The following is a 24,931-nucleotide window of genomic DNA, read 5'->3' as shown; positions in this document are numbered from 1 at the left end:
ACGGGTCAGGGAACCGGAACTGCCTTGCCGGGGATCGGCTGGTGCTCCCCGGGGGTTTCGAGTGTGGCGGGTGCGCGCCGGTCGGCGAGCAGGGTCGCGCCCGCGCTGGCGCCGACCACCGCGGCGATACCCAACCACTGCGCCGGCCGCAATGTCTCACCGAGCAGGAGGAGTCCGGCCAGGGCGGCCACCGCGGGCCCCATGCTCATCATGACGCCGAAGGTCGAGACCTCCATGCGGCGTAGCGCGTTGAGTTCGATGGCGTGTGGGACCAGCGAGGTGAGGACGGCGACGGCGACTGCTCCGATGAGGAACCACGGGTCGAGAGGGAGGTCCTCGGCGCGGGTCAGCAGTACCGGGACCGTGACCAGGGCGCCGAGCCCCAGGGCGAGGGCGAGGGCGTCGTTGGTCGCGGTGTAGCGGGCGACCGCTTTGCCGAAGACGATGTAGCCGGCCCAGCCGAGTCCGGACAGCAGCGCGAAGCCGATGCCGGTCCACGAGGCGGTTCCGGCGGAATCGGTCAGGAGTAGTACGCCGACGCCCGCGGTCGCGGCCAGGATCAGGTTGCTCGGCCGCCAGGAGGTGAGCAGGGCGACGCAGAGCGGGCCGAGGAATTCGATGGTGACCGCCATACCGAGCGGAATGTGCTCGATGGCGGCGTAGAAGCAGAGGTTCATCAGCGCGATCGCCGCGCCGAGCGCCATGATGCCGGGAACGGCGCGGGGATCGATCCGCAGGGAGGGACGCCAGATGAGAATCGCGAGAAGTCCGGCGAATGCGATGCGCAGACATACCGTCGTCTGGGCGCCGGCGATTTCGATCAAATTCTTGGCCATGGCCGAACCGAGATGAATGCATATCATCGCGGCGACTACGAGCACGTGGGCCGGTACGCCCGGGGCTCGGTATCCACGTCCTGACGTGCTCGATAAGACGGGATCGACTGCTGGAGTGAGTGACACGGCGTCACAGTAATGGTCGAAACTACCAATAGGCATCCGTAGTTTTTCCCGCAGGCGGGAAATGCACGGCTTTTCGGTGTTACCCACCGGACGGTTCACGAAATGTTGACCGTGCTGCCCCATTCCGTAACTTGCCGGCAGTCGGAAAGCCCCGGTCCTCGACGCAATCGAGCAGGGCCGGGCACGCCGCTATCCGACCGAGCTCCATATCGTCCACCGGCATCGCGACCGGAAGGCCTCGGCGGTATCACGCAAAGGCCGACAGGAATGAGCAACGGACCAGTCTGCAGCGGGTGCGGAGATCGATATGCTCCGACAAAGGAATAAAGAGGGAAGGAAATGCCGCGGTGATGTGCCCGCGACTACGGGCGCATCACCGCGGCTCGACTACCGGCAGTGTTCTGTTCGAGTCTGCCGTTCGTGTCGAGTTTTTCCTGGTCGGCTCAGCCGGTAGCGCGGTTCGCTGCCGCTCGCAGGGCGCCGATATCGACGGGCAAGGTGAGGTGCAGGCCGTGGGAGGGTCATGTGAGGGTCGGCTCGCTATCCCATGACTCCTGTGGCCACCAGTATTCGAGAGTCCACGTGTACTCCCACGGTTCGCTGGTCTCCGGCTCGCCTCCCTGAGTCGGAAGCCGACCGGAACTGAGCTGAACCCTGCTGTCACCCGACTCGACCGAGATCAGCTCTCGTTCGTGTCCTTCTCTCGGCTGGATCGTGGCGAAGCGTGATTCCGAGTCCGGGTATCGAGGCCGGTCGTCATCGGGCGCAAGACGGAGGCGCAGAAGGCAACCGACGGGGTAAACCTCCGCAGGCCACAGCGCCCACGAGACCCCGCAGTGTGACCGGACGCCAGTCGGCCCACGAGTACCGGAATCGCCGTATTCGTCATCCTGGGTAGCTTATAGCGAACGGATGGGCCGAATTGTCCTGTATCTCGCCTGGTCCGCGCGGACCCGCTCTGGCCTACCCATGCGAATCCGTGTTAACTTATCTAAGAACGGTCATTAACTCGACCGGCCGGAACGAGCATTTCAGGAGGGACTATGCAGTCCGCCGTCATCGTCGATGTAGTTCGCACGCCGTCCGGGAAGGGTAAGGCCGGTGGTGGGTTGTCCGGGGTACACCCGGCGACCCTGCTCGCCGGGGTGCTGACCGAACTGCTGCAGCGCAACGAACTGGATCCGGCGCTGGTCGACGATGTGATCGGCGGCTGTGTCACCCAGAGCGGGGAGCAGGCGTTCAATATCTCCCGGACCGCCGTGCTGGCTGCCGGGTTCCCCCAATCGGTACCGGCCACCACGGTGGACCGGCAGTGCGGATCCTCTCAGCAGGCCGCGCATTTCGCTGCCCAGGGGGTGATCGCGGGTGCCTACGATATCGCCATCGCCTGCGGCGTGGAGTCGATGAGTCGGGTGCCCATGTTCTCCAACGCTCAGGGTCAGGACGCCAACCGCGGCCCCATCGCGCATCGGTACCCGGAGGGTCTGGTGCAGCAGGGTGTCGCCGCCGAGATCCTGGCCGCCCGCTGGAAGTTCGATCGGGCCGCACTGGACGAGTTCGCGGCGCGGTCGCATCGGCTCGCGGCCGAGACCGCGGCGGCCGGCGGGTTCGACCGGGAACTGGTGGCCGCCGGTGAGCTGACCGCCGACGAGACCATCCGGGCCGGGTCCACACCGGAGAAGCTGGCCGGTCTGAAGCCCGCGTTCGCCGACGAGCAGTACACGCGGCGATTCCCGGAGATCGACTGGTCCATCACCCCGGGTAACTCCTCGCCGCTCACCGACGGGGCGTCGGCGGCGCTGATCATGAGTGAGCAGGCGGCCACGAAACTCGGCCTGCGGCCGCGGGCGCGCTTCCACTCCTTCGCGGTGGTCGGCGACGATCCGCTGCTCATGCTGACCGCGCCGGTTCCGGCGTCGAAGAAGGTGCTGGAGCGGGCCGGGCTGACGATCGACGATATCGATGCCTACGAGGTCAACGAGGCGTTCGCGCCGGTACCGCTGGTCTGGCAGCACGAACTGAACGCCGACCCGGAGAAGCTGAATCCGCGGGGCGGGGCCATCGCACTGGGGCATCCGCTGGGTGCTTCCGGTGTGCGGATCCTGGCCACCATGGTCAACCACCTCGAGCAGACGGGTGGCCGGTACGCGTTGCAGACGATGTGTGAGGCGGGTGGCCTGGCCAACGCCACCATTATCGAACGACTCTGATCCTGCGGCTCGGCCCCGGAACGGTAACCCGTTCCGGGGCCGAGCTGTGCGGGTGCGTCGTGGGCCCGAGGCTGTGGTTCGGGCTTGCCGCCGGGTCGGCCGGGACCACGTCGCGGCCCGGGTCAGAAGCGGCGTGCTCCGACCACGGGCGAATACGACAGCGGGGATATCTCCACCGTGTCGGTCGCGGCGTGGATCACTTGACCGTCTCCGGCGTACAGGGCGGAATGACCGCCACCGCTGTAGGAGATCACATCGCCGACGTGCAGCTGATCCAGCGGGACCGGGGTACCGGCGGACAGCTGCGACCAGCTGGTGCGCGGTACCTGCACTCCGGCTTGCTGGTATGCCCACTGCACCAGTCCCGAGCAGTCGAAAACATTGGGACCGGTGCCGCCGGATACATAGGGTGCCCCGAGCTTGCTGCGTGCCGCCGCCACTGCGATATCACCGACCGGCGGAGCGGGCGAGATCTGCGGGGCGGGGACGCCGATACCGGGGATTCCGGGCGGAAACTGGATCTGATCAGGGAGTTCGAACGTGCCGAGACCGGGAACGGTGATCGGCTGAGCCTGTGCGGGTGCCGTGGTTCCGAGAATGGCGCCGGCCGCGGCGGCCAATAGGGCCAGTGCGGCGCAGCGCTGACGTATCGGTACAGAATCCATAATTGCGGTCCTCCGTGCTCAGGTCGAGAGCCGGTGGATCACAACGACTTTCACCGCCAGGTGCGCGGTGAGAACATCACCGACTGCTCGAACAGCGTTGGAAATACACCACAGCTATATGTCGGTCCTGCAAACCCGGGGAGTCATATTTCGCTCTATTGCGCGCTGATCCGGAAACGACACGGCCAACCTGGATCACGAAACGGTAACCATATACATTTCCGCAGCGTAGGGGGCGGTTCGATATCACTCCGGGCGATATCTGGCCTTGATGTGGAATCGCTCGCCCTGTGGACCGTAGATGCTCAGGTATTCGACCGGATGCTCGTCGGCATTGCCGAACCAATGCGGCAGGTGGGTATCGAATTCGGCGACCTCGCCGGGGGTGAGGATCATGTCCTGGTCGCCCAGGATCAAGCGTAGTTTGCCGTTGAGCACGTAGAGCCAGTGGTAGCCCTCGTGTGTGCGCGGATCGGGCTGGGCGGCCTCGCGACCGGACAGGATCTGCTTGTAGGCCTGTAATCCCCCGGGCCTGCGGGTCAACGGAATGAAAGTCTGGCCGTGCCGGGTGACCGGGCGGGTGTGTACCCGGGGATCGCCGGTCTCCGGGGCGTCGACCAGTTCGTCCAACGGCACCTGGTGCGCCTTGGCCAGGGGAAGCAGCAGTTCGAGGCTGGGTTTGCGCTGGCCGGATTCCAGGCGCGACAGCGTGCTCACCGGGATGCCGGTGACCTCGGACAGCGCCGCCAGCGTCGTCCCGTTGCGGCGGCGCAGATCGCGCAGTCGTGGCCCGATGGCATCAATGACCTCGCCGAACTCCTGCTCCATATCTCTATTGCAGATATAGCAAATAAATTTGTCAAGCCAGCTGTTTGCCCGGATGCTGGACGGTAGATCCGACCACACCAGGAGAAAACGCATGGACCAGCAGTTCTGGGACGATATGTACAGCGGTAGCGACCAGCATTTCAGCGGGTTGCCCAACGATGCCCTCGTCACCGAAGTGACCGGTATGACACCCGGCCGGGCCCTCGACCTCGGCTGCGGTGAGGGCGCGGACGCCTACTGGCTGGCCGAACAGGGCTGGCAGGTGACAGCGGTGGATATCTCGCAGGTGGCGCTCGATCGCGCGGCTGCCGGGCATCCGGAGGTCACCTGGCAGCGCACCGATATCACCGTCGCGCCGCTGCCGCCGCGTTCGTTCGATCTGGTCTCGGCGCACTACTTCCCGATCGTTCACGAATCGGACCACACCACCGTGCGTGGGCTGCTCGATGCGGTGGCTCCGGGTGGAACACTGCTGTTCGTCTCGCACGACCCCACCGAATTCCCGCCGCGCGAGGAGAATCCGCACGGTTTCGACCCCTACGAGTTCTATCAGCCGTCCGAGATCCTGGCGCTGCTCGGCGACGAATGGACCGTCGAGGTCGACGATCGGCGTGATCGCAACCGGCCTGCCGCGGGGCATCAGATCAAGGATCTCGTACTGCGGGTGCGGCGCGCGGACTGACGCCCAGCGCGCGTATCAGCGCGGATACTCTCCATCTCGGACTCCGGTGATTATCCGGAACCGCGCGTCGGAACCCGATCCGGCCAGAGCGAATTGCTATCGTCGGCTCCACCTGTGCGCGGAAACCGGAACCACGAGGTGGAGGGTTTGTTCATGCGGCTGTACCGGGTTCACGGGCTCGCGGCCGCCGCGGCGGCCACCGTGGTCGTCATCGTGACCGTGATCCTGGTGGTGGCAGCACAATCCGCACGCCACCCGGTACACCGTGATACCGCGCCCGCGGTGTCACCGGCCGAACTCGCCCAGCAGTGGACCGCTCTGCACGACGGGCCGCAGCCGTATCCCGAAACCGAGATCGACAAAGACGTCCTGATCACCATGAGCGACGGCGTCGTACTCAAGGCCGATGTGTACCGGCCGGCCGCGGCGGGCGGGGCAGTGGAGACCCGGCCGCTGCCCACGATCGTCACCATGACGCCGTACTCGAAGATGATGTCGAGCCTCATCGATTCGGCGATGGGCGATCCCGGAGTACGGCAGTGGACCATGGACCTGGTGCGCCGGATCAATCTGACCGGCACCCCGATCAGCGGATTCGAGGATCTGCTGCACGCCCTCGACGGCGGCACGGTGGCGACCGTACTGGGGCTCGACAGCCAGCTCGTCCGCGCCGGGTACACGGTCGTGTCGGTCGATGTGCGCGGTACCGGACAGTCACAAGGGCTCTGGGACACCCTCGGCGAACGTGAACAACTCGATACCCGTGAAGTGATCGAATGGTCGGCGCGGCAGCCGTGGTCCAACGGCCGGGTCGCGATGAGCGGCGGATCCTATGCGGGGATCAACCAGCTGCGCGCCGCGGAGAACGCACCGAAACCGCTCCAGGCCATCTTCCCGGTCGAGCCGGGCAGCGATCTCATGCGTGATGTGGTGGCACCGGGTGGTGGGGTGGGCGTGACCTTCCTTCCCCTGTGGCTGAACCAGGTCAACCAGGCCAAACTCATGCCGGATGTGAAGGCCATGCTCAACGGCACCTTCGACTGGCAGTGGCTCAGCGACCGGATGGCCGATCCCGCGACGAACTACGATCTGCTGGCCCAAGCCCTGCTCACACCGTCGCTGCGCAATATGCCCCCGGCACTGTCCGACGCGCTCGACGAGAACAGTGCCTTCCGGCAGGGCATCATGGGGCATCCGGAGAAGATCACCGTGCCGACCTTCGTCTACGGCGGCTGGCACGATATCTTCGCCAACAGTGCGACCACCCTCTACAACGACATCCAGTTGCCGCCGGGCCGAAAGCAACTGATCGTCGGCGACACCTATCACGCCAACCCGGGTTCGGGGACGGGCCGGCCGGGGTCGCCGCCGCGACTGGACGTACTGCAGCGCGCGTGGTTCGACCACTGGCTCAAGGACATCGACAACGGGATCGCCGGCTACGGCCCGGTGATCGTCTGGGAGCAGGGCGGAAACTGGGTGGTCATGGACCAGTTCCCGCAGCCGGGGATGACACATCGGCGGGTCTATCTGTCCGGCGCCCCCAGCGGGACCACCGACGACAGCGTGCACGACGGTTCGCTCACCGGGCAGCCGGGCGGGTCCGACCGTCTCACGGTGGCGCCGGGGCTGACGAATCTGTGCTCGCGGGATATGGCGCAGGGGTCGGCGGGGATCGGCGCGGTGCTGGATATGTGCGCCAAGGATTCCCGCATCGCCGAACGCAATGCGCTCACCTTCACCACCGAGCCGATCGCCGAACGCACAATCATCTCCGGCCCGATCAATGTGCATCTCGAGACCGTCCACGACGCCGCGGACGGCTACTGGAACGTCACGGTCAACGATGTGGCGCCGGACGGCACCTCGACCGTGCTGAGCACCGGCCAGCTCACCGCGTCGCTGCGCGCGATCGACGAGGCCCGCAGCACCCGCTCGGCCAACGGTGACCTCACCGCGCCGCACAACCCGCTCACCCTCGACAGTGTGCGCAAAGTGGTGCCCGGCGAGCCGGTCGCCCTCGATATCGCGGTCATTCCGATCCAGGCGGTGCTGGCGCCGGGGCACCGGCTGCGGCTCGACGTATTCGCCGGTAACTCGCCCAAGGCACTGGCATTCCGGCCCATGCTGAACAACACCGAACTCGCGCCGCAACATCTGGAGCTGGATCCGGCCGCGCCGAGTTTCATCAATCTCCCGACCGACCGGCCGCTGTTCGTCTCGCCGGGCGAACCGGGCCGGGCGGCCCCGGCCCCGGCCGGGCAGCCGGCTCCGGCGCCGCGACCGGCGCACACCCCCGGTACGCCGACGGTTCCCACCACCCCGCCGACAGCGGCCGCCGGTGCCCCGCCCGTAGTGCCCGATCCGCAGCCTGCGACTACGCGGCCGGTGACCACCGCGCCGCCACCGGCGGCGCCCGCGGCATCACCCGGAGAAGTCTCGCCACCCCGCGAGGTGCCCGCGCCTGTCGAGACTCCTGTTCCCGCGGCGCCGGCTGCGCCTGTCGAGGCTCCTGCCGCCGGGCCGCCCGCGCCCGCCGGGGTTCCTGCTCCCGCGTCCGTCCCCGGGGAGCTGCCCGCGAATGGGGCGCCGGCCGTCCCGGTCCCGGGACCGTAGTCCACACGGTCGAGTGGGCGGCGGATGGCATCCGGGTGAGCTGCGGATCGGGTGGATCGGCCGGCACCGGTCGGTGATCCCGGCGTCCGGCCCGACCGGCGGCGGCTTTTCGGCATCTGCGTCATGACGCAGATCACCGAGCGATTCCGCCGGTCCACCCGCATCGCCGCCGCGGCGTCGTAAGGTTTCGGCCATGGTGTCGCAGGAGAGGGCCGAATCGGTGCGATCGGCGGCCGAGGCGAGCCTGCTCGCCGGTCGCCGGCGCTACAACCGCAACGAGGTCGCCGAAAAGGCGGAAGTATCGCCGGATCTCGCCCGGCGGCTGTGGGTATCTCTCGGTTTCCCGGCCAGCGAGGACGACAGCGCGCGGGATTACACCGACGCGGATATCGCGGCTATCCAGCGCTTCCGGGAGGTCGGCATCCTGGCCGGCGCCGACGCCCGTGAGCAGGCCGCCACCGCCCGTACCATCGGGCAGACCATGGCGCGGCTGGCGGAATGGCAGGTCGACCTGGTGCTCGCCGAGATAGATCGGCGCGTCGCCGCGGCCGGAGCGAACGGGGACCACGACCGGATCACCCGCACCGCGACCGCCGAAACGGTGGAATTGCTGGAGGGCCTGCTGTCCTATGCCTGGCGGCGACATCTCGACGCGGCGCTCGCGCGCAATCTCGAGGAGGCCCCGGCCGAGGATTCGACCCGGGTGCTGGCGGTCGGCTTCGCGGATATGGTCGGCTACACCCGGCTGACCCGGCACCTGCATCCGGACGAACTGTCCACACTGCTGGAAGCCTTCGAGTCCACCACGAACGACGCCATTGCCGAGAACGGCGGCTGGGTGATCAAGAACGTGGGTGACGAAGTCATGTTCGCGGCCGAGTCACCGCTGGCCGCGGCCCGGATCGCGCTGGCGCTACAGGAATCCACCATGACCGTGGGCACGACTCCGGAGCTGCGGGTGGCTCTCGCGTACGGGCCGGTGCTGCAACGTTTCGGCGACCTGTACGGCTCGGTGGTGAATATCGCCGCCCGGCTCACCGGTGTCGCCCGGCCGGGCACGATCCTGGTGGACGACGGTGCCGCGGCGGAACTGGACGGTGAGCCGGAACTGAGCATCCGGCATCTGCGCAGTGTGCGGGTGCGCGGGTTCAACCGGCTGCGGCCGCATCTGCTCCGCCGCAACGGGAAGTCCTGATTCTGCAGATCGAAACTCTCTGTTTCAGCATATGGGATTTCTGACAACGTAAATGGACCGGTGGGTAGGGTCGTCCGGGAGCCGGTCACGGCTCACGGGTGAATAGGAGATCCAGGATGGCCAAGGGCTATGTCATCGTCACCGAACTGATCAAGGACCCCGCGGGGATGGCCGAATACGGCAAGGCGGCCGGTAAGGCGATGGCCGCCGGCGTGAAGGTCCTGGCGATCGATACGAAGTTCGAGGTACTCGAAGGAGAATGGCCCGCCACCCAGACGGTGGTGCTGGAATTCGAATCGCCCGAGGCGGCCCGCGCCTGGTACGAATCCGAGGAGTACCAGGCGGCGATCCCGCTGCGGCAGGCGGCCGCCGACTGCAACGCCGTGATCGTCAACGGCCTGTAGGCCGCTACCGCAACAGCTGGGCCTTGGCCGCCGCGAACTCCTGCTCCGAGAGGGTCCCGGAATCGCGTAACCGGCCGAGGCGCTCCAGTTTCGCCACCAGATCCTCTTCGGGCTGCGCGGCCGGCGGCGGCGTGTACTGCTCCGGCTGCCGGTAGGTCTGCTGCTGCTCGGCGTAGGCCTCCTGCTCGACCGCCCGGCGCTGGGAGCGGCGGTCCAGCGCATTGGTAGTGGCGCGGGCGGTACCCGCGACGACGGCCGTGCGCGCCATCGTGCCGAGCAGCCCCGGTCGTCCTACGCGTCCTGCCCTGAACACCATGGCCGGTCCTTTCTCACGAGGCGGCGAGCGCCGCGTCCACGGCGTCGCGCGGAATCTGGACGTGCAGCGCCAGCTCACCGCCTGCGGCGGCCACGGTGGCGCCCAGCCGGCGAGCCCACGTCTGTTCGTAGACCACCACCACCGCGCAGGTCCCAGGTTCGAGGGTGTCGCGCACGATATCGAGATCGGCGTCGCTGACCAGCCCGCGCGGGTCGACCGACAGCCCGTCGAGTCCCACATCCTGCAGGGGCTCGTCCACTTCGAGCTGGACGATATCGCCCTCCGCGGTTCGCGCCAGGTAGATCAGGTCGATGATGGTGGCTGCGCCGTGGCCGACCACCGCGCGTAACGCGTCGACCACCGACGACGCGATACGTTCTGCGGGAAAGGCCAGCACGGCCAGTTCGACAGGGCCCAGACGCTCGGTCGTCATGAGTGTCGATCCTGCCCCGGGGCGGGTGGCGACGCATCATCCGATTCGGGTGAAACCTGCTCTGTGCACGGTTGGCGTACTCCCGGCACCGACCGGTCCGCCGGTTACGCCTGCCGGACGCACCCGCCGCCTTCGCCGTCGCCGGCGAACCGGGAATCTAGGCTGGCGGAGGTGACCACCCCCGAACCGACCCCGACCGGCCGTTCGATCGTCCTGGAAACTCCCGGCGCGCACGCCGAGATCGGCACGGTGGCCGCCGTGCTACGCGGTCTGACCGTCGCCGGAGTCGCGGTCACCGAACCGGTCCCGGCGGCGGCCACACCACCGATGGGCGCCGGTATCGTCCTGGTGCCCTGGCCCAACCGGGTCCGTGACGGTATCTGGATTCTCGACGGGCTACCGCAGCAGCTCGACATCACCGAGGTGACCCGGTCGAACGCGATCCACGGTCTGCTGCGCAATACCGACTACGAGATACGGCAGCAGTCCGCGGCCGCGGTGACGCTGGGTGCGCTGATACCCCCGCAGCACGGCTGGCCGTTCCTGCTCGACACCTGGGTGCGTTACGAATTGCGGTCCGACGGGCTCGCCGTGACCCACGGGGTCGCCAACCACAGCGAACGGGTGGCGCCGTACGCGGTGGGCGCGCACCCGTACCTCCGTGTGGGCGCGACGCCGATCGAGGATCTGGTGCTGACGGTGGCCGCGGAGACCTACTTCGAGATCGATGCCCGGATGAATCCGGTGGCCGAACATCGGGTCGCGGGCACCCGCTACGACCTGCGTGCCGGAGTACCGCTCGCCCGGCTGGACCTGGACACACCGTTCGGCGGAGTCATGCCCGCGCCTGCGGCCCGGCTCACCGCACCCGACGGTGCGGCGGTCGAACTCGCCTGCGATACCGGGTGGGAGTATCTGCAGGTTTTCACGCCCCGGGAGTTCCCGCGCGCGGACGGCAAAGGTCTCGCTGTCGCGCTGGAACCGATGACCGCCCCGCCGGACGCACTGAACTCCGGTCTGGGGCTGCGGCACCTGGCACCGGGGGAGCGCTGGGAGGGTGGCTGGTCGATCCGCTATACACCGGCGCCGCCGTCCGGTCGGTGAACCGTAGGGTCCCTGGCCGGCGGTGACGGCGCACGGAATTTCGCGGACCTGTGCCCGGTTCCATGGGCTCCATGGATGTTCGGGTGTCTGCCGTCGACTGCGGCGCGCACCGCCCGGGCCGCGAGATGTGCTGATGGGGTCGACGATCGTGGTCACCGGCGCGACCGGACCGGTGGGGCGGCGGGTGGTCGCGGCTTTGGCGGCCGGTGGCGCCGTGGTTCGGGCGGTGACCCGGCATCCGGCGGCGGCACCGGTCGTCGGGGGAGTCGAGAACATTTCGGCGCGGCGACCGTTCGATGACCTGCTCACCGGTGCGCGGGCCGTCCTGGTCGATCTCACCGCGCTGGGACTCGGTGACGGCGCCGCCGATCCCGGCAGCCGTCTGGGTGAGCTGATCGCCGCGGCACACGAGCAGGTGTGGACCACCTGGTGTTGCTCTCGTCGGCCTCGGCGCTGGACTCCGCCAGTCCGATCGGCGCGGGGTACCGGCCGCTGGAGGATCGTCTCGAAGCCTTCACCGGCGCGGTGACGATCGTGCGACCAACGCTGTTCGCCTCGAACACCGCGCACTGGTGGTCGGCGGGGATCCGGCAGGGCCGGGCCGTATCGGCTCCCTATCCCGATGTGGCCGTCGCGCCGATCGACGAGCGGGATGTGGCGCCGGTGCCCTGCTGACCGATTCCGCCGGAGCGGGTGGGAATACCTCCTGACCGGCCCCGGCGCTGCTCACCCCCCGGGAACTGGTCGCGACGATCGCGGATGTCCTCGGCGTCGCGATCGCCTTCGAAGAGGTATCGCCGGAAACGGTGCGGCGTGGCCTGCTCGGCGCCGGCGTACCGGAATGGGCCGCCGCCGGACTGCTGCGATCGTTCGAGTACGCGCGGCTCGAACCGCCCGTCCCTTCGTCCGCCGTCCGGACGCTGACCGGGCATCCGGCCCGCACCTACGGTGAATGGGTCACCGACCATCTCGAATTGTTCCGTTGAACGCGTGCGACCCGGCAACCGTTTCGTGTCATCTGCCGAGCCGGTCGGATTCAACGCTGCCGGTGACGCCGGATGTCCGCCGCGACAACCTCGAGCGCGGGACTGCGATGGCGGCGCGGACGGGTCACCGGTGGATCGCAGGCGGATAGGGCGGGGCCGCCGAGCACATTCAGTTCGCCGGCGGCGATCTCGGTTTCCACGGTGATCGCCGGCAGCACTGTCCAGCCCAGCCCCACCGCTACGCAGCGTTCGGCGGACAGAACAGCGGGGTCGGCGTAATCGTGAAGTGGTCGGCAGCAACGGGCACGGGCGCCGCGTCGGCGGCCCGCCCGGAGAGGGTGACCTATGACGACGCGAACCGGTCCGGTCGAGGATACGAACAGCTCGGCCGGGGATCTGCCCGCCACGGGACGGGGCGCCTTCGCGGTCCTGCTGGCGGTGACCTTCCTCGCCTTCGTCGACTATGCCGCACTGCTGTCGGTTGTCCCGCTCTGGTCGGCGGCGGGCGGGGCGAGCGGTATCGCGGTGGGGGCGACGACCGGCGCCATGATGGCGGCGACCGTGGCAACGCAACTGGCCGCGCCGTGGCTCTTCCGGATGCTCACCCTGCGGGCCATGATCACGACCGGCGCGGTGTTGCTCGGGGCGCCGACTCCGCTGTACCTGTTGTCCGCCGATATCGCGCCGGTCCTGGCGATCACCGTGGTCCGCGGCGTGGGCCTGGCCCTGGTGGTGATTGCGGGCGCCACCCTCGTCGCCGATCTGTCCACTGCGCGTGCACTGGCCTCTCGGGCATCACTGTTCGGTGTCGCGGCCGCGCTACCGAATCTCGGTGCGCTTGCCGGTGGCGTCTGGATCGCCCGGACCTGGGGCTTCCCGATCGTTTTCTGGGGATCGACGCTGGCCTGCCTGACCGGTGCCGTGCTGGCCGGGTCGCTGCCGCAGGGGTCTCGCGCCCATTTCCGGCTGGCCGGCCCGGCCGACGCCGGCCGGATCGCGGCACCGATCGCGCTCTTCGCACTGACCGCCGGTTCGTTCGGTGCGGTCACCACCTTTCTACCGGTCGCCCTTCCGGATGCCGCCGCTGCGTCGTGGGCGCTGCTCGCCGCGTCGATCGCGCTGGTCGTGGCACGGCTCGGCGCCGGAATGACGGGCGATCGATTCGGTGCTGGACGGCTGCTCACGGTGTCGGTGCTGTCCGCCGCGGGCGGCCTGGCACTCACCGCCGTCGCGCTGGCCACCGTGCACCATGCCTTGTTGCTCGCCGGGACGACCCTGCTCGGCGCGGGTTTCGGGGCCTGCCAGAACGATTCGTTCGTCCTCACCGTGCGGCGTCTCGGCGCCGCCCGCAGCGGTACCGCGAGCACACTGTGGAATATCGCCTACGACGGCGGGCTCGGGCTCGGGGCCGTGGCTCTCGGCTGGTTCGTCGGCTCGGCCGGGTATTCCGGCGCCTTCCTCGGTATGGGCGTCGCGACCGCGGTGGTATCGGCGACTGTTGCGATGATCGGCCGTCGGCGCCGGCGCAATTCGGGGCGGAGTGCAGGTGCGGCTCCGGTTCGGAACCGACCGGAGCAGTCGTCCGGCATCCGCGCCGATTCCGGCCCGCAACCGCGCACCCGGACTCGATGATTCGCCCGGCGCCGGACCACAGGACGGAAACCGGTTCACCGGTCGGCGAGTACCAGCGCGAATCGGTCGCCGGGATCGGTCCAGACCCGGCGCACCCGGAAACCGGCCGCGGTCAGTTCGGTCCGGACAGCGGCCGGCCGGAATTTCGCCGATATCTCGGTACGCAGCTGCTCGTCGGCGGCGAAATCGACCACCAGATCCAGCTCCGGAATCGTGACCCGCATCGGTCTCGTGGCGACCAGACGCATTTCGATCCACTCCAGATCGGGGTCCCATACCGCGATATGGGCGAATCCGAGCGGATCGAAATCGGCGCCGAGGCGGGCGTTCACCACATGCAGCATATTGCGGTTGAACTCGGCGGTGACGCCCGCGGCATCGTCGTAGGCGGAAATCATCTCGGCGGGATCGGTCACCAGTCCGACACCCACCAGCAGGTGTTCGCCCGGTCTGAGCATCCGGTGCAATTCGCCGAGAAAGGCGGTGCGGTCGAAAGGCGGCAGATTTCCCAGGGTGCCGCCGAGCAACGCGACCACGCGGCAACCACCGTGCGGCAGTGCCGGGAGCATGGTGGTGAAATCGCTGACGATTCCGTGGATGGACAGATGCGGGAACTCGTCGCTGGTCCAACCGGCCGCCGCCCGCAGCGCGCTCTCGGAGACATCCTGCGGTACGTAGGAGCACAGTGATCCGTGCGCGCTGAGCGCGTTCAGCAGTATTCGTGTCTTCTCCGCGGATCCCGAACCCAGTTCGACCAATTCGGTCGCACCCGAGGCGTGCCGCGCGATCGCGTCGGCGCAGTCGAGCAGAAGTGCGTATTCGGTGCGGGCCGGATAGTACTCCGGCAGTCCGGTGACGAGATCGAAGAGTTTGCTGCCCCGGGCGTCGTAGAACCATTTGGGCGGAAGCCATTTCCGAGGACCGGACAATCCCCAGAGCACATCGGTGCGCAACTGCTCGCGGAGATCGGCCTCCGTGAGCTGGATATCGAAGGTGGGAGCGATAGCCATTGGATCCCTCTCTTTCCGTGGCTGTCGCCGGAAAAGGTATGGCAACCGCGGCGAAGGGACATCCGCCATCCCGAGCGGAATATCCGCATCTGCGCATCTCCGGTGCGGATACGACCTCCGGCGGACGCCGGCACGGATGTCGGCCGGAGCCGGGATGCGGATATTCCACGATGTCGACACCGATGTTCGGTGGGGGTCGCGCCGTTACTGTCGGACGGGCTCGGCGACGACGAGCCGCCGAGCTGGGAACCGATGTGCCCGGCGCAGCCCGGCACAGAGAGGAAGACCGCCATGAAGAAGATTTCGATGGCACTGTCGCTCGCTTCCGTCACCGCGGCCGGGGTGGTACTGGCAGTGGCGAATTCCGGTGTGGCGAGCGCCGTGATCGAGAGCAATCGCAATATCAAGCGTGATATCGCCCCCGTACGGTGGGAGCGCTGAGATTCACCCGTCGGCTTCGGCGTCTGCTGCCGAAGCCGGCGACCTCGCGTCGCCCGGCCGGTGCAGCGGTGAACGGCTACGACATCCTGAATGAGGTCGCCGCCCTGCCGATCAGCACCTGGCGCTATGAATGGGAAGCCGACCACATCCGTCATCTGGGACCGATGGCGCAGGACTGGATGGCCGCCTTCGGTCTCGGGGACAACGACGAGGTGATCCACGCGGGGGATGCCAGCGGCGTCGCGCTGGTCTGCATCCAGGCACTGCACCGGGAGGTGCTGGAGTTGCGGGCCGAGGTGGACCGGCTGCGCGGCCAGATGACCGGCACCGATTCCGACGTGGGTTCACCCGGGCCCGGGTGAGGTCCGGACGGGTTCTACCGCATCCGTTCGGCAAACGTGATGCGCCGCCCTCTTCGGAGGGCCTGGAGCGGACCGTCCGATGTCATATACCCACTTCAGCCGGTCATTGTGCCGATCCGTGGCCGTTCTGCAATCCCTGATCCGCTTGACACCCGGCAACCGTGGCACCATATTGGCTACTGATCGGACAATGATCGAATGCCGCGACGCAGACTGCACGCACCGCTCCGTGACAGGAGAATTGGATGCCGCTCTTCTCGCCGGGTTTCTCCGGTCGCCGCCGCGATGCCGACGTCGATACGCGCCTGCCGCCGGGGCAGTACCTCACCGAGGATTTCCCGGTTCTCTCGGCCGGGCCGACGCCGGGAGTACATCCCGAGAACTGGACCTTCACCGTCACCGACGAGGCCGGCGGCCGCAAGGTATGGGACTGGGCCGCGTTCCGGGCCCTCCCGCAGGAGACCCCGCACGTGGATATCCACTGCGTGACCCGCTGGACCAAGCTGGACACCGATTGGCAGGGCGTCTCGCTGGATACCCTGCTGGCCGATGTAGAGACCCAGGCGGACTACGCGCTGATCGAATCCCACGGCGGATACACCACCGATATCCCGCTGGAGGATCTCCTCGACGGTAGAGCCTGGATCGTGCACAGTTTCGACGGCCGCGACCTCGAACCCGAGCACGGCGGCCCGGCCCGGCTGCTCGTTCCGCATCTGTACTTCTGGAAATCGGCCAAATGGGTCAGGGGAATCCGGCTCCTCGACGAGGACGTTCCCGGATTCTGGGAGGCGGCCGGCTACCACGAATACGGCGACCCGTGGCGCGAACAGCGATACCGCGGCGATTGAGCGCGCCGCCCCGGTGGCTGGCGGCCGAACTGGTGCGGATACGTCCGGAGGCTCCCGGCGCGCGCACCCTGACGCTGCGGGTGCCCGACTGGCCGGGCCATCTGCCGGGCCAGCACGTCGACGTGCGGCTCACCGCCCCGGACGGCTATCACGCCGAACGCAGTTATTCGCTGGCCGCACCCACCGCCGGCGAATCGATCGAGCTGACGGTGCAGCGGGTGCCGGGCGGCGAGGTGTCGCCGTATCTGGTGGACGACCTGCCGGTGGGTGCCTACATCGAGGTCCGCGGTCCCGTCGGCGGCTGGTTCGTGTGGGAACCCGCCGGCGAGCCGGTACTGCTGATCGGGGGCGGCGCCGGGATCGTTCCGCTGATGGCCATGCTCCGGGCATACCGGGCGGCGGGGGAGTCCGCGCCGCTGCGCCTGGTCTACTCCGTGCGCGACCCGGGCCAGCGCTACTACCTCGATGAACTGGACGATTTCGGCGGATACCAGGCCCGGGTGGACTTCGTGTACACCCGGCGCGCGCCCGCCGACTGCCCGCGACCGGCAGGTCGGCTCACCAGAGCCGACCTGCCGGTCCACGACGTTCCACCGGCGCCCGGTACCGGCTGTTATGTCTGCGGCCCGACCGGTTTCGTCGAACACACCGCGGCCTTGCTGGTGGGTGCCGGGTATCCGGCGGCTGCGGTGCGCACCGAGCGTTTCGGACCGAGCGGAGGATGAACTGTGCCGACCCCAGAAGCTCCGGAATTCGGCGACGATCATATCGACGGCAATGCGCTGGCCGGACCGCTGTCCCAGGTGTTCGTCGCCGATATCACCAGCTGCGACTGCCGCTGTGGGTACTGCGGCCGGGTGGGCCCACTGGCGACGGCGGTGGTGTACACCCACTGCCCGGGCCGGGTGGCGCGCTGCCCCGGTTGCGCCCGGGTCCTGCTGCGCCTCACCGAGACTCCGGCCGGTACCTGGCTGGATCTGGGGGCCGGTGCGGCGCTGCGGCTGCCGGTCGCTGGTTGAGTCCGGACGGATCGCCCGAACTGCGCGGATCGGAGAAGAGTATGACCACTGCACCGACCGGTCACCGTCGCGAACGGGCTCGCCGTGCTGCTCTATAACGCCCGCCTCGTCGACGGACGCGGCGGTGATCCGGTCCCGGACGCGGCAGTCGTCATCCGGGACGGCCGGTTCACCTGGGCCGGGCGCCGCGGCGACGAACCGGAGCCGGTCGCGGGGGAGGCGCGGGTCGATCTGCGCGGTAATACGATCTGTCCCGGATTCTTCGACTGCCACGTACATTTCGCATTGCCGGGGACCAAAGGCACGCTCTACGACGGTCTCGCCCAACCCGCCTCCTATCGCACGCTGACCGTGCTGGAGCGGCTCCGGGTGACCCTGCGCAACGGGGTCACCACCGCACGCGACCTCATGGGTATCGATACCGGTTTCCGCGATGCCGTCGCGCACGGCCTGATCGAGGGCCCGCGACTGCTGGTGGCGATCAATATGCTGAGCCAGACCGCCGGACACGGGGATTTCACCTTGCGCTCCGGATTCGATCCCACCCCGTATCTCGCCGCGCCCGAAGCACCACCGTTCCGCGTGGACAGCGTCGACGAGATCCGCGCCACAGTGCGCCGGCTGATCGCTCTGGGTGCGGATGTGATCAAGGTGGCCACCAGCGGTGGTGTCGCGACTCCGAACGACCAGCCCGAATGGCTGGGAATGCGAACCGAACTGGTACGCGCGGCAGTCGAGGAGGGTATTGCCTACGGTGGGGTGCCGGTGGCGGCCCACGCTATCGGTTACGCGGGGATCAGGGCCGCGATCGAGGCGGGCGTGCGCAGTATCGAGCACGGTTACGCCCTCGATAACGAACTGCGCCGGCGGATGGTCGATCAGGGCACCTTCCTGGTGCCCACCCTGCTGGAGACCGTGCACGATCTCGACCCGGCCCGTACCTCCGCGGTCGCCGCACACAAGAGTGTGCACTGGCACGAGGTCGCCCAGCAGGCGGTCGGGGAATCGGCCGCCGCCGGGGTGGCGATCGCACTGGGTACCGACGCCGGTCTGGGGCCCGATCACGGCACGAATCTGGCCGAGCTCGGACTGCTGGTGCGGTTCGGCGGGCTCACCCCGGGAGAGGCGATCGTCGCCGGTACCCGTACCGCCGCCCGGCTGTGCGGAGTCGAGGAGCATCTGGGCACAGTCGAGGCCGGCAAGATCGCCGATGTGGTCGTCGTGGCGGGTGATCCGCTCGCCGATATCGGCGAGCTGGGAAACCCGGACAAGATTCTGCTGGTGGTGAAGGATGGTGTGCCGGTGGTGGACCGGGCCGGATTCCTTCCGGCTGCCACACCTCCAGGGTGATCCGCGGCCGGTATCGGGCCCGGCCACCGGCCGTGGGGAACATTCTTCCTATAAGAAACCCGGCCGGTTGTGGACAGTGGAGTCTTCGGCGGGTGCGCCCGGCATCCGCGGCGTGCCGCTATCCCGGAGGGAACAGTTCTATGTCGGCCGAGATCGTGATGTGGGCGGCGAATGTCACAGGCCTGGTCAGCTGTGCGGTGCCGTGGCGGGGTCGAGCCCGCCGGATCCGGCACCTGGCCCTGCTCGCCCCGGTGGCAGCGGTTGTCCAGTTGTCCGCCGGAGGCTATCGCTGGCCGCTCGTCCCGGCGTACGCCTTGGCCGCGGCCATCGCCGTGGGGTGGCTTCTGGGCGCAGTCCGCCCCGGGCGCCCGGCGTGGTGGTTTCGCGCTACCGGAACAGCTACCGGAGTAGCGGTTTTCGCGGTCTCGGTGGCGACACCGATCGCTGTCCCCGTCTTCCGGTTGCCCGAACCCGGTGGTCCGTACGCGATCGGCACCACGACCTACCACTGGCGCGACGACGCCCGGCGGGAGATCTTCGACCCCGACCCGGCCGCCCGCCGGGAACTGATGGCGCAGATCTGGTATCCGGCCGAACCCACGGCGAACACTGCCGACGCCCCTTACGTGACCGATTCCGCGGCGCTTTCGGCCGCGGCCGGCCCGATGCTCGGCGCGCCGGGTTTCGTCTTCGACTTCTGGGACGCCGTACCCACCCACGCGACCCGGCGACCGCCGGTGGCATCGGGCCGTTCCCGGTATCCGGTACTGATCTTCGCCTCGGGGCTCGACGCGTTCCGTCAATCCAATATGTTCCAGGTCGAACGGCTGGTCTCGCACGGGTTCGTCGTGGTCGGCCTGGATCAGCCCTACACCTCGGCCGCGACCGTGTTTCCGGACGGCCGCACGGTCACCGGATGGACCAAGGACCGGGTGTATCCGGCGGTTCAGCAGAGCATCACGCCCACCGTGCCCGCACCCGGCCTCGGCTACGCAGTCCTACCCGACGGGCTCATCCCGTACCTGGCCCGCGATATCTCCTCCGCCCTGGACCGGCTGGCCCGGTTGGACGACGCGGATCCCGCCGGTCTGCTGACCGGTCGCCTCGATCTGGGCCGGGCCGGCGCGTTCGGCGTCTCGCTCGGAGCGATGACGGTCGGCGCGGCATGCCACGCCGACCCGCGGTTGCGTGCCTGTTCGATGATGGATGCCGCGATGACCGCCGATGTGGTCCGTGACGGGCTGCGGCAGCCCGGTATGTGGCTGACCCGGGACGCCGAATCCATTCTGCTCGAACGTGATCGCAGCGGTGGCTGGCCGGACCGGGAGATCACCGAAACCCTCGACACCCAGCGTGCCGTGTTCGCCGCGAGTCCGCCGGGACGGGGATATCACGTGGTGATCCCCGGGATGTTCCACCTGAACTTCACCGATGCGCCCAGTTGGACGCCGCTGGCGCAGCGATTGGGGATGTCGGGTCCGATCGGCGGCGCTCGCGGCCACGAGATCGTTGCCGCGTACACCCTGGCCTTCTTCGATCGGTTCCTGGGCGACGACTCGGCGACCCTGCTCGACGATCCGCCGCCGTGGCGTGAAGTCCATATCGAGCGCCGATGAGTGCCCGGGTTCGGGTGATCTTCTTCTCGGTTGGGACGAATTCGGCGGCACGATGCCGCTCGATTCGTAGAATGCCCAGTGTGCGAGGCATTTCGGCGCGCGCACGGGATTCGGCGATGCGGCCCCGTGGTTGACGGCCTAAACTCGTACCCAGAACTTCTCGTGGTTAAACCAGCCTGCCGGCTGGACCGGGCCCGCGGGCAGGTAGGAGAGCGTCAGTGGACCTCGAAGAAGCACGCCGTTTCGCGGCAGGAGTGTGGGGCAGGGCGGATCTGACACGGACAGAGCGCTTGGCAGCCGTCAAGGCGGACGCGCACGCGCGCGGTAAGGAGCCGTTCGATCTGGGCCGGCTCGAAGCGCTGTGCGATACGAGCGATGCCGGACGGACCGACCCGCCATCCTGGCGGCAGCGCCGGTTCGAGCTGGTCTACTACAGCCATCCCGAGATGATGAGCATGGAGGATCTCGCCGACCACGTCATGATGACGCAGGGTTGTAGCCCGGCGATCCGCCGGATCGACTAGGTCGCCCCACCCGGAACCTGTTCGCGCGCGCCCGGTGCCGCGGATACGTGCCAGAAGTCGGCGTAGCGACCGCCGCGATCCAGGAGCTCCTCGTGGGTGCCGTCCTCGACGATCCGCCCTTTGTCCAGGAAGATGATCCGATCGGCCCGCCGGACCGTCCGCAGCCGATGTGCCACCGTCACGACAGTCCGGCCCGCCATGAGGCGTTCGATGCCTTCGTGCACGGCCGCCTCGTTCACCGGATCCAGCGCCGAGGTCACTTCGTCGAGCAGTACGATCGGCGCATCCTTCAGCAGCGCTCGCGCGATCGAGACCCGCTGGCGTTCACCGCCCGAGAGCAGTGCCCCGCCTTCGCCGACAGCTGCCGCCCGGCCCCCGGGTAGGCGTTCGATCACCTCGTCCAGGCGGGCCGCCGTGGCCGCCGCGCGGATTTCGGCGTCGGTCGCATCGGGCCGGCCGAGACGGATATTGTCCTCGACGGTGCCGTCGAACAGGTAGACGTCCTGGAATACGACGGCGAATCGGGCCATGGCCACTGCGGTGTCGACGGCACGCACATCGATGCCGCCGAGGCGCACCGTCCCGGCGTCCACATCGTGGAAGCGGGCCATCAACTGCAGCAGTGTGCTCTTTCCCGCACCGGACGGGCCCACGATGGCGAGCCGCTGCCCCTCCGGGACCGAAAGCGACACCCGGTCGATCACCGTGCGGTTCCCGTGCGCGTATACGACGGATTCCAGCTCCAGGTCATGGCCGTCCGGATGCTCCGGCTCGGCGGCCTCCGGTAGCGGCTCTGTGCACAGCAGATCGTCGAGTCGGGTCAGCACCGAACGGGCGCTGCGTAGTTTGCCGCCCATCTCCGAAAGCGACAGCAGCGGATCGGCGCAGCGAGCGGCCAGCACCAGAATCGTCAGCAATTCCGCTGCACCGATTCCGCCGCCCATGGTGAGGTAGGCGCCGAGCGCCAGCAGCGTGGTGAAAATCGCCTGCACCGTGATCGCCGAGCCCACCGCACCGGACAGCGCCGCCAGCGTGGCGCGTCGGTTCGCCGTCTCGACCGCGCGCAGCGAATCGTCGAGCAGCCGGAAACGTTCCGCGCTCCGGCCACCTGCGCGCAGAACCGGTTGGGCCTGCAGGTATTCGACGACCCGCGCGGTGGCCTCCGCGTCACGGGCGTGTCTTTCCGCATCTGTCGCCGCCGCCGCACGCCCGGTCCGGATCTGCACCACCGCTACGACCGGCGCCGCCGCGAGCGCGGCCAGTCCCATCCGCCAGTCGAAGGCGAGGATGACCACGACGATGGTCAGCGGGGTGACGCAGGCCGAGACGAACGGCGCGAGCAGGTGCGCGATCACACTCATCGCCTCGAGAATCCCGCGTCCGGCCAGTGCCGATACCTGGCCGACCCGGTTCGGGCCGAACCAGCCGAGGGGGAGCCGCGCCAGGTGATCGCCGAACCGCCGGTAGAGGCCCAGCAGTAACGCGGACCCGACCCGGAAGCCGGCGAGGTCACTGAGATAGCGCAGCGCGCCGTAGCATCCGACGGCGACCACGAAGGCGATCAGCCAGGGTCGGGCGTCGCCGGGCGTACTCCCGAACAATCCTCGCAGGACGGGGACCAGCAGAGCATAGGACAGGCCTTCGGCGACCGCGGTAACCGTCATCAGTGCCACGGTGCGACGTACCGGCCGCGCGTATTCTGGGCCCAGCACCCGCAACAGCATCCGGATCATCGCGCGCTGTCTCCTCGTGGCAGTTCACTGTCGGTCTCGGTTTCCAGGGGATGTCGGGAGTGCTGGTACGCGGCGAATCTTCCGCCCGCGGCCAGCAGCTCGGCGGAGGTACCGCGTTCGACGATCACACCGTTGTCCAGCAGCACGACGGTGTCGGCGTCGGCGATCGTCTCCGGCCGGTGTGCGATGACCAGCACGGTCACCTCGCCTCGCCGCGCCGCCAGCGACCGGCGTACGGCCTGCTCGGTATGTGGGTCCGCGAAAGCAGTCGCCTCGTCGAGTACGAGCACCGGGGTATCCGCCAGCAGGGCGCGGGCCAGCGCGATCCGCTGTGCCTCACCCCCGGACAGCCCGGTTCCGGCGCCGAGGACGGTCTCGTATCCGGAGGGCAGCTCGAGTATCCGGTCGTGGATATTCGCCGATTTCGCGGCCCGGACCACCTGGTCCGGGCCGGCGTCCGGAACCGCCAGCGCGATATTGTCCGCGACCGAGGCGCGCAACAGCCGCACATCCTGGAAAACGAAGGAAACCGTTCGGTAGAGGTCGTGCGCGGTGAGATCGCGCAGATCGACCCCACCCAGCTCGACCGCGCCGCGATCCGGGTCGAAGAAGCGCGGCAGCAGCTGGACAAGCGTGGATTTTCCGCTGCCCGAGGGCCCGACCAGCGCGGTCACTGTGCCCGGTTCCAGGACCAGATCTATTCCGCGCAGCACTTCGTGGCCGGACTCGTAGCCGAAGTGGATATCGCGCAGCTCCACCCGGTGCCCCGCCGGAGTACGGGGCCGAATGGGCTCCGGAAGTGCCGGCCGGTCGAGTACCTCGCGGATCCGGCCGACCGCGCGCCGGGCGGCCTGGGCGTCGTCGAAACCGTGCCCGAGGGCGGCGACCGGGGCGGTCAGGCCGAGGCCGAGCAGCAGGAAGGGCAGCAGATCCGCTGGGGCCAGCGCACCGGAGGTGATCAGCGCGGTACCGCCGGTCAGCACCACCGCCAGCACGAACGGTGGTGACAGGACCAGCTGCATTCCCGCGGCCGGCACCGAGAGCCCGCGTACCCAGCGCAGGAAGACCGCAACGAAAGACTCTGTCGCCGCACTGAATTCCCGGTGCGCGCGTGCCGTCCCGCCGAATGCCTTGACCACCGAGATGCCCTGGACGAATTCGATCACGGCATTCGATATCCGGCCGGTGGCCGCATCGAATTCCTCCTGTTCACGCAGCCGTGCCGGGAGCATCATGAGCGGGACCAGTGTCACCGCCAGTGCCACCGGGATCAGTGTGATCAGGGTGAGCCGCCAGTCGACGGTGCCCAGGTAGATCAGCGATACCAGCGGCACCACGAACGCGGCGACGAGCTCACCGGGGGCGTGGGCGATGAACGGATGAACGGCGGCCACGTCCTCACCCACCACTTTCGCCAGTTCACCGGTTCGGCGACGGGAGAACCAGCCGATCGGTACCCGGGCCAGCTGTCCGGCCAGCTGCCGCCGGAACGCCAGCTGCACCCGGGCGTCCAGGAGATGCCCGATCCCGGATGCGGCCGCGGTGCACAGCAGTTGTACGAACAGACCGCTCGCGCCCGCGATCACCACCAGCCGGATATGCCCGTGCTCGACCGGCCCGGTGGACAACAGGGTCCGGCCCAGCTCCACCACCGCCAGCAGCGGCGCCAGACCGGCTACCGCGCCGATGATCTGCAGTACGATCACGGCGCCGAAACCACCCAGGAAGGGGCGCAGTAGCCGAACCGGGTTCGCCTCCGGTACCGCCGGGGTGTCCGATCGGTCGCGCCGGTTCATCTCGGCGAGTTCGACAGTGTTCATCGCCGTCTCGCTGATATCGGTCATGGTGCTCCTGGCCCCGCGGTCGAGTGACGAGCGCTCGACATATCGTCCGGCGGGCCCGAAAAGGGCTTCTCCCACCGATATTTCCGGTTACGACCGCAAGCATCGTCGCGGCAGCGCGGGATGTATTGGACGAATGTTCCGGCCGGGG

26 protein-coding genes and 1 pseudogene are annotated in these 24,931 nt (G+C 68.4%); 18 read left to right on the top strand and 9 right to left on the bottom strand.

Going from position 1 to position 24,931, the window contains the following annotated elements; all coding sequences use genetic code 11:
• Positions 1-5: 5 nt before the first annotated feature.
• Positions 6-836: an EamA family transporter gene (locus ACWCPQ_RS28715; protein WP_449904656.1), complete on the bottom strand. Its 831-nt coding sequence runs from the start codon at positions 834-836 to the stop codon at positions 6-8.
• A gap of 1,169 nt (positions 837-2,005) precedes the next feature.
• On the opposite strand from ACWCPQ_RS28715, the gene ACWCPQ_RS28710 reads away from it, so the two are divergent.
• Entirely contained in the window at positions 2,006-3,172 is a 1,167-nt protein-coding gene (locus ACWCPQ_RS28710) for a thiolase family protein (RefSeq protein ID WP_449904654.1), read from the top strand.
• A gap of 122 nt (positions 3,173-3,294) precedes the next feature.
• Here ACWCPQ_RS28710 and ACWCPQ_RS28705 read toward each other — a convergent pair whose 3' ends face one another.
• Complete coding sequence (locus ACWCPQ_RS28705; RefSeq protein ID WP_449904652.1) at positions 3,295-3,837, bottom strand: C40 family peptidase; 543 nt, start codon at positions 3,835-3,837, stop codon at positions 3,295-3,297.
• A gap of 246 nt (positions 3,838-4,083) precedes the next feature.
• A complete protein-coding gene (locus ACWCPQ_RS28700) occupies positions 4,084-4,665 on the bottom strand; it encodes a helix-turn-helix domain-containing protein (RefSeq protein ID WP_449904650.1) in 582 nt (193 codons plus the stop codon).
• A gap of 91 nt (positions 4,666-4,756) precedes the next feature.
• On the opposite strand from ACWCPQ_RS28700, the gene ACWCPQ_RS28695 reads away from it, so the two are divergent.
• The 4 genes and pseudogenes from ACWCPQ_RS28695 to ACWCPQ_RS28680 all read left to right on the top strand — a co-directional run bounded on the left by ACWCPQ_RS28695 (position 4,757) and on the right by ACWCPQ_RS28680 (position 9,562).
• Positions 4,757-5,347, top strand: coding sequence for a class I SAM-dependent methyltransferase (locus ACWCPQ_RS28695; protein ID WP_449904648.1), 591 nt, complete (start codon positions 4,757-4,759; stop codon positions 5,345-5,347).
• Positions 5,348-5,500: 153 nt separating this feature from the next.
• Positions 5,501-7,561 (top strand): annotated as a pseudogene (locus ACWCPQ_RS28690) (CocE/NonD family hydrolase); the annotation flags it as partial.
• Positions 7,562-8,156: 595 nt separating this feature from the next.
• Entirely contained in the window at positions 8,157-9,158 is a 1,002-nt protein-coding gene (locus tag ACWCPQ_RS28685) for an adenylate/guanylate cyclase domain-containing protein (RefSeq protein WP_449904647.1), read from the top strand.
• A 116-nt stretch (positions 9,159-9,274) separates the two neighbouring features.
• On the top strand, positions 9,275-9,562 hold the full coding sequence (locus ACWCPQ_RS28680) for a DUF1330 domain-containing protein (protein WP_063035550.1): 288 nt from the start codon (positions 9,275-9,277) through the stop codon (positions 9,560-9,562).
• A 4-nt stretch (positions 9,563-9,566) separates the two neighbouring features.
• Here ACWCPQ_RS28680 and ACWCPQ_RS28675 read toward each other — a convergent pair whose 3' ends face one another.
• Positions 9,567-9,878, bottom strand: coding sequence for an SHOCT domain-containing protein (locus ACWCPQ_RS28675; RefSeq protein WP_449904645.1), 312 nt, complete (start codon positions 9,876-9,878; stop codon positions 9,567-9,569).
• Between the two features lie 13 nt (positions 9,879-9,891).
• Positions 9,892-10,311: a DUF6325 family protein gene (locus tag ACWCPQ_RS28670; RefSeq protein ID WP_449904643.1), complete on the bottom strand. Its 420-nt coding sequence runs from the start codon at positions 10,309-10,311 to the stop codon at positions 9,892-9,894.
• Positions 10,312-10,482: 171 nt separating this feature from the next.
• Between ACWCPQ_RS28670 and ACWCPQ_RS28665 the strand changes: the two genes are divergently transcribed.
• The 4 genes from ACWCPQ_RS28665 to ACWCPQ_RS28650 all read left to right on the top strand — a co-directional run bounded on the left by ACWCPQ_RS28665 (position 10,483) and on the right by ACWCPQ_RS28650 (position 12,401).
• Positions 10,483-11,415, top strand: a complete 933-nt coding sequence (locus ACWCPQ_RS28665) for an aldose 1-epimerase family protein (protein WP_449904641.1) — start codon at positions 10,483-10,485, stop codon at positions 11,413-11,415.
• 133 nt (positions 11,416-11,548) lie between these two features.
• Positions 11,549-11,944, top strand: coding sequence for a hypothetical protein (locus ACWCPQ_RS28660; protein ID WP_449904639.1), 396 nt, complete (start codon positions 11,549-11,551; stop codon positions 11,942-11,944).
• A 5-nt stretch (positions 11,945-11,949) separates the two neighbouring features.
• Complete coding sequence (locus ACWCPQ_RS28655; protein WP_449904637.1) at positions 11,950-12,090, top strand: hypothetical protein; 141 nt, start codon at positions 11,950-11,952, stop codon at positions 12,088-12,090.
• A gap of 131 nt (positions 12,091-12,221) precedes the next feature.
• On the top strand, positions 12,222-12,401 hold the full coding sequence (locus ACWCPQ_RS28650; protein WP_449904635.1) for a hypothetical protein: 180 nt from the start codon (positions 12,222-12,224) through the stop codon (positions 12,399-12,401).
• Between the two features lie 50 nt (positions 12,402-12,451).
• On the opposite strand, the gene ACWCPQ_RS28645 is transcribed toward ACWCPQ_RS28650, so the two are convergent.
• On the bottom strand, positions 12,452-12,637 hold the full coding sequence (locus ACWCPQ_RS28645) for a hypothetical protein (RefSeq protein ID WP_449904633.1): 186 nt from the start codon (positions 12,635-12,637) through the stop codon (positions 12,452-12,454).
• Positions 12,638-12,746: 109 nt separating this feature from the next.
• Here ACWCPQ_RS28645 and ACWCPQ_RS28640 point away from each other — a divergent pair, with 109 nt between their 5' ends.
• Entirely contained in the window at positions 12,747-14,033 is a 1,287-nt protein-coding gene (locus tag ACWCPQ_RS28640) for an MFS transporter (RefSeq protein WP_449904631.1), read from the top strand.
• A gap of 35 nt (positions 14,034-14,068) precedes the next feature.
• Here ACWCPQ_RS28640 and egtD read toward each other — a convergent pair whose 3' ends face one another.
• Positions 14,069-15,043, bottom strand: a complete 975-nt coding sequence (egtD, locus tag ACWCPQ_RS28635; RefSeq protein ID WP_449904629.1) for an L-histidine N(alpha)-methyltransferase — start codon at positions 15,041-15,043, stop codon at positions 14,069-14,071.
• Between the two features lie 291 nt (positions 15,044-15,334).
• On the opposite strand from egtD, the gene ACWCPQ_RS28630 reads away from it, so the two are divergent.
• From ACWCPQ_RS28630 to ACWCPQ_RS28595, 8 genes are all read left to right on the top strand, one after another.
• On the top strand, positions 15,335-15,484 hold the full coding sequence (locus tag ACWCPQ_RS28630; RefSeq protein ID WP_449904627.1) for a hypothetical protein: 150 nt from the start codon (positions 15,335-15,337) through the stop codon (positions 15,482-15,484).
• A gap of 68 nt (positions 15,485-15,552) precedes the next feature.
• Positions 15,553-15,846: a tail fiber domain-containing protein gene (locus tag ACWCPQ_RS28625; protein WP_449904625.1), complete on the top strand. Its 294-nt coding sequence runs from the start codon at positions 15,553-15,555 to the stop codon at positions 15,844-15,846.
• A 245-nt stretch (positions 15,847-16,091) separates the two neighbouring features.
• On the top strand, positions 16,092-16,697 hold the full coding sequence (locus ACWCPQ_RS28620; protein WP_449904623.1) for a sulfite oxidase-like oxidoreductase: 606 nt from the start codon (positions 16,092-16,094) through the stop codon (positions 16,695-16,697).
• Positions 16,694-17,422 carry a ferredoxin reductase gene (locus ACWCPQ_RS28615; protein ID WP_449904621.1) on the top strand — a complete coding sequence of 243 codons (729 nt, stop codon included), beginning with the start codon at positions 16,694-16,696 and terminating at the stop codon, positions 17,420-17,422. The genes ACWCPQ_RS28620 and ACWCPQ_RS28615 overlap by 4 nt, the downstream gene beginning before the upstream one ends.
• A 3-nt stretch (positions 17,423-17,425) precedes the next feature.
• The gene (locus ACWCPQ_RS28610; RefSeq protein ID WP_449904619.1) at positions 17,426-17,716 is read left to right on the top strand and encodes a DUF6510 family protein; all 291 of its coding nucleotides are present in this window, start codon (positions 17,426-17,428) and stop codon (positions 17,714-17,716) included.
• A gap of 87 nt (positions 17,717-17,803) precedes the next feature.
• On the top strand, positions 17,804-19,066 hold the full coding sequence (locus ACWCPQ_RS28605) for an amidohydrolase family protein (protein WP_449904691.1): 1,263 nt from the start codon (positions 17,804-17,806) through the stop codon (positions 19,064-19,066).
• 140 nt (positions 19,067-19,206) lie between these two features.
• Positions 19,207-20,682 (top strand): alpha/beta hydrolase family protein, encoded by a 1,476-nt coding sequence (locus ACWCPQ_RS28600; RefSeq protein ID WP_449904617.1) that lies wholly within the window; start codon positions 19,207-19,209, stop codon positions 20,680-20,682.
• Between the two features lie 290 nt (positions 20,683-20,972).
• Positions 20,973-21,206 carry a hypothetical protein gene (locus ACWCPQ_RS28595; RefSeq protein ID WP_449904615.1) on the top strand — a complete coding sequence of 78 codons (234 nt, stop codon included), beginning with the start codon at positions 20,973-20,975 and terminating at the stop codon, positions 21,204-21,206.
• On the opposite strand, the gene ACWCPQ_RS28590 is transcribed toward ACWCPQ_RS28595, so the two are convergent.
• A complete protein-coding gene (locus ACWCPQ_RS28590) occupies positions 21,203-22,939 on the bottom strand; it encodes an ABC transporter ATP-binding protein (RefSeq protein ID WP_449904613.1) in 1,737 nt (578 codons plus the stop codon). The two genes, ACWCPQ_RS28595 and ACWCPQ_RS28590, sit on opposite strands and share 4 nt — an antisense overlap.
• Entirely contained in the window at positions 22,936-24,783 is a 1,848-nt protein-coding gene (locus tag ACWCPQ_RS28585) for an ABC transporter ATP-binding protein (protein ID WP_449904611.1), read from the bottom strand. Before ACWCPQ_RS28585 ends, ACWCPQ_RS28590 begins: the two co-directional genes overlap by 4 nt.
• Between the last annotated feature and the right edge of the window lie 148 nt (positions 24,784-24,931).

It is taken from the genome of Nocardia sp. NPDC001965, from assembly GCF_053594175.1.
Note: the sequence above shows the minus strand (reverse complement) of the source record. Positions and strands in the feature narration are given on the sequence as shown.

What these genes read in the sequence shown, in the direction of transcription:
- ACWCPQ_RS28630 (WP_449904627.1), top strand. Translation starts at nt 15,335, where the DNA reads ATGAAGAAGATTTCGATGGCACTGTCGCTCGCTTCCGTCACCGCGGCC.
- ACWCPQ_RS28710 (WP_449904654.1), top strand. Translation starts at nt 2,006, where the DNA reads ATGCAGTCCGCCGTCATCGTCGATGTAGTTCGCACGCCGTCCGGGAAG.
- ACWCPQ_RS28680 (WP_063035550.1), top strand. Translation starts at nt 9,275, where the DNA reads ATGGCCAAGGGCTATGTCATCGTCACCGAACTGATCAAGGACCCCGCG.
- ACWCPQ_RS28600 (WP_449904617.1), top strand. Translation starts at nt 19,207, where the DNA reads ATGTCGGCCGAGATCGTGATGTGGGCGGCGAATGTCACAGGCCTGGTC.
- ACWCPQ_RS28705 (WP_449904652.1), bottom strand. Translation starts at nt 3,837, where the DNA reads ATGGATTCTGTACCGATACGTCAGCGCTGCGCCGCACTGGCCCTATTG.
- ACWCPQ_RS28675 (WP_449904645.1), bottom strand. Translation starts at nt 9,878, where the DNA reads ATGGTGTTCAGGGCAGGACGCGTAGGACGACCGGGGCTGCTCGGCACG.
- ACWCPQ_RS28715 (WP_449904656.1), bottom strand. Translation starts at nt 836, where the DNA reads ATGGCCAAGAATTTGATCGAAATCGCCGGCGCCCAGACGACGGTATGT.
- ACWCPQ_RS28695 (WP_449904648.1), top strand. Translation starts at nt 4,757, where the DNA reads ATGGACCAGCAGTTCTGGGACGATATGTACAGCGGTAGCGACCAGCAT.
- ACWCPQ_RS28660 (WP_449904639.1), top strand. Translation starts at nt 11,549, where the DNA reads ATGGGGTCGACGATCGTGGTCACCGGCGCGACCGGACCGGTGGGGCGG.
- ACWCPQ_RS28670 (WP_449904643.1), bottom strand. Translation starts at nt 10,311, where the DNA reads ATGACGACCGAGCGTCTGGGCCCTGTCGAACTGGCCGTGCTGGCCTTT.
- ACWCPQ_RS28685 (WP_449904647.1), top strand. Translation starts at nt 8,157, where the DNA reads ATGGTGTCGCAGGAGAGGGCCGAATCGGTGCGATCGGCGGCCGAGGCG.
- ACWCPQ_RS28585 (WP_449904611.1), bottom strand. Translation starts at nt 24,783, where the DNA reads ATGACCGATATCAGCGAGACGGCGATGAACACTGTCGAACTCGCCGAG.
- ACWCPQ_RS28700 (WP_449904650.1), bottom strand. Translation starts at nt 4,665, where the DNA reads ATGGAGCAGGAGTTCGGCGAGGTCATTGATGCCATCGGGCCACGACTG.
- ACWCPQ_RS28620 (WP_449904623.1), top strand. Translation starts at nt 16,092, where the DNA reads ATGCCGCTCTTCTCGCCGGGTTTCTCCGGTCGCCGCCGCGATGCCGAC.
- egtD (WP_449904629.1), bottom strand. Translation starts at nt 15,043, where the DNA reads ATGGCTATCGCTCCCACCTTCGATATCCAGCTCACGGAGGCCGATCTC.
- ACWCPQ_RS28640 (WP_449904631.1), top strand. Translation starts at nt 12,747, where the DNA reads ATGACGACGCGAACCGGTCCGGTCGAGGATACGAACAGCTCGGCCGGG.
- ACWCPQ_RS28590 (WP_449904613.1), bottom strand. Translation starts at nt 22,939, where the DNA reads ATGATCCGGATGCTGTTGCGGGTGCTGGGCCCAGAATACGCGCGGCCG.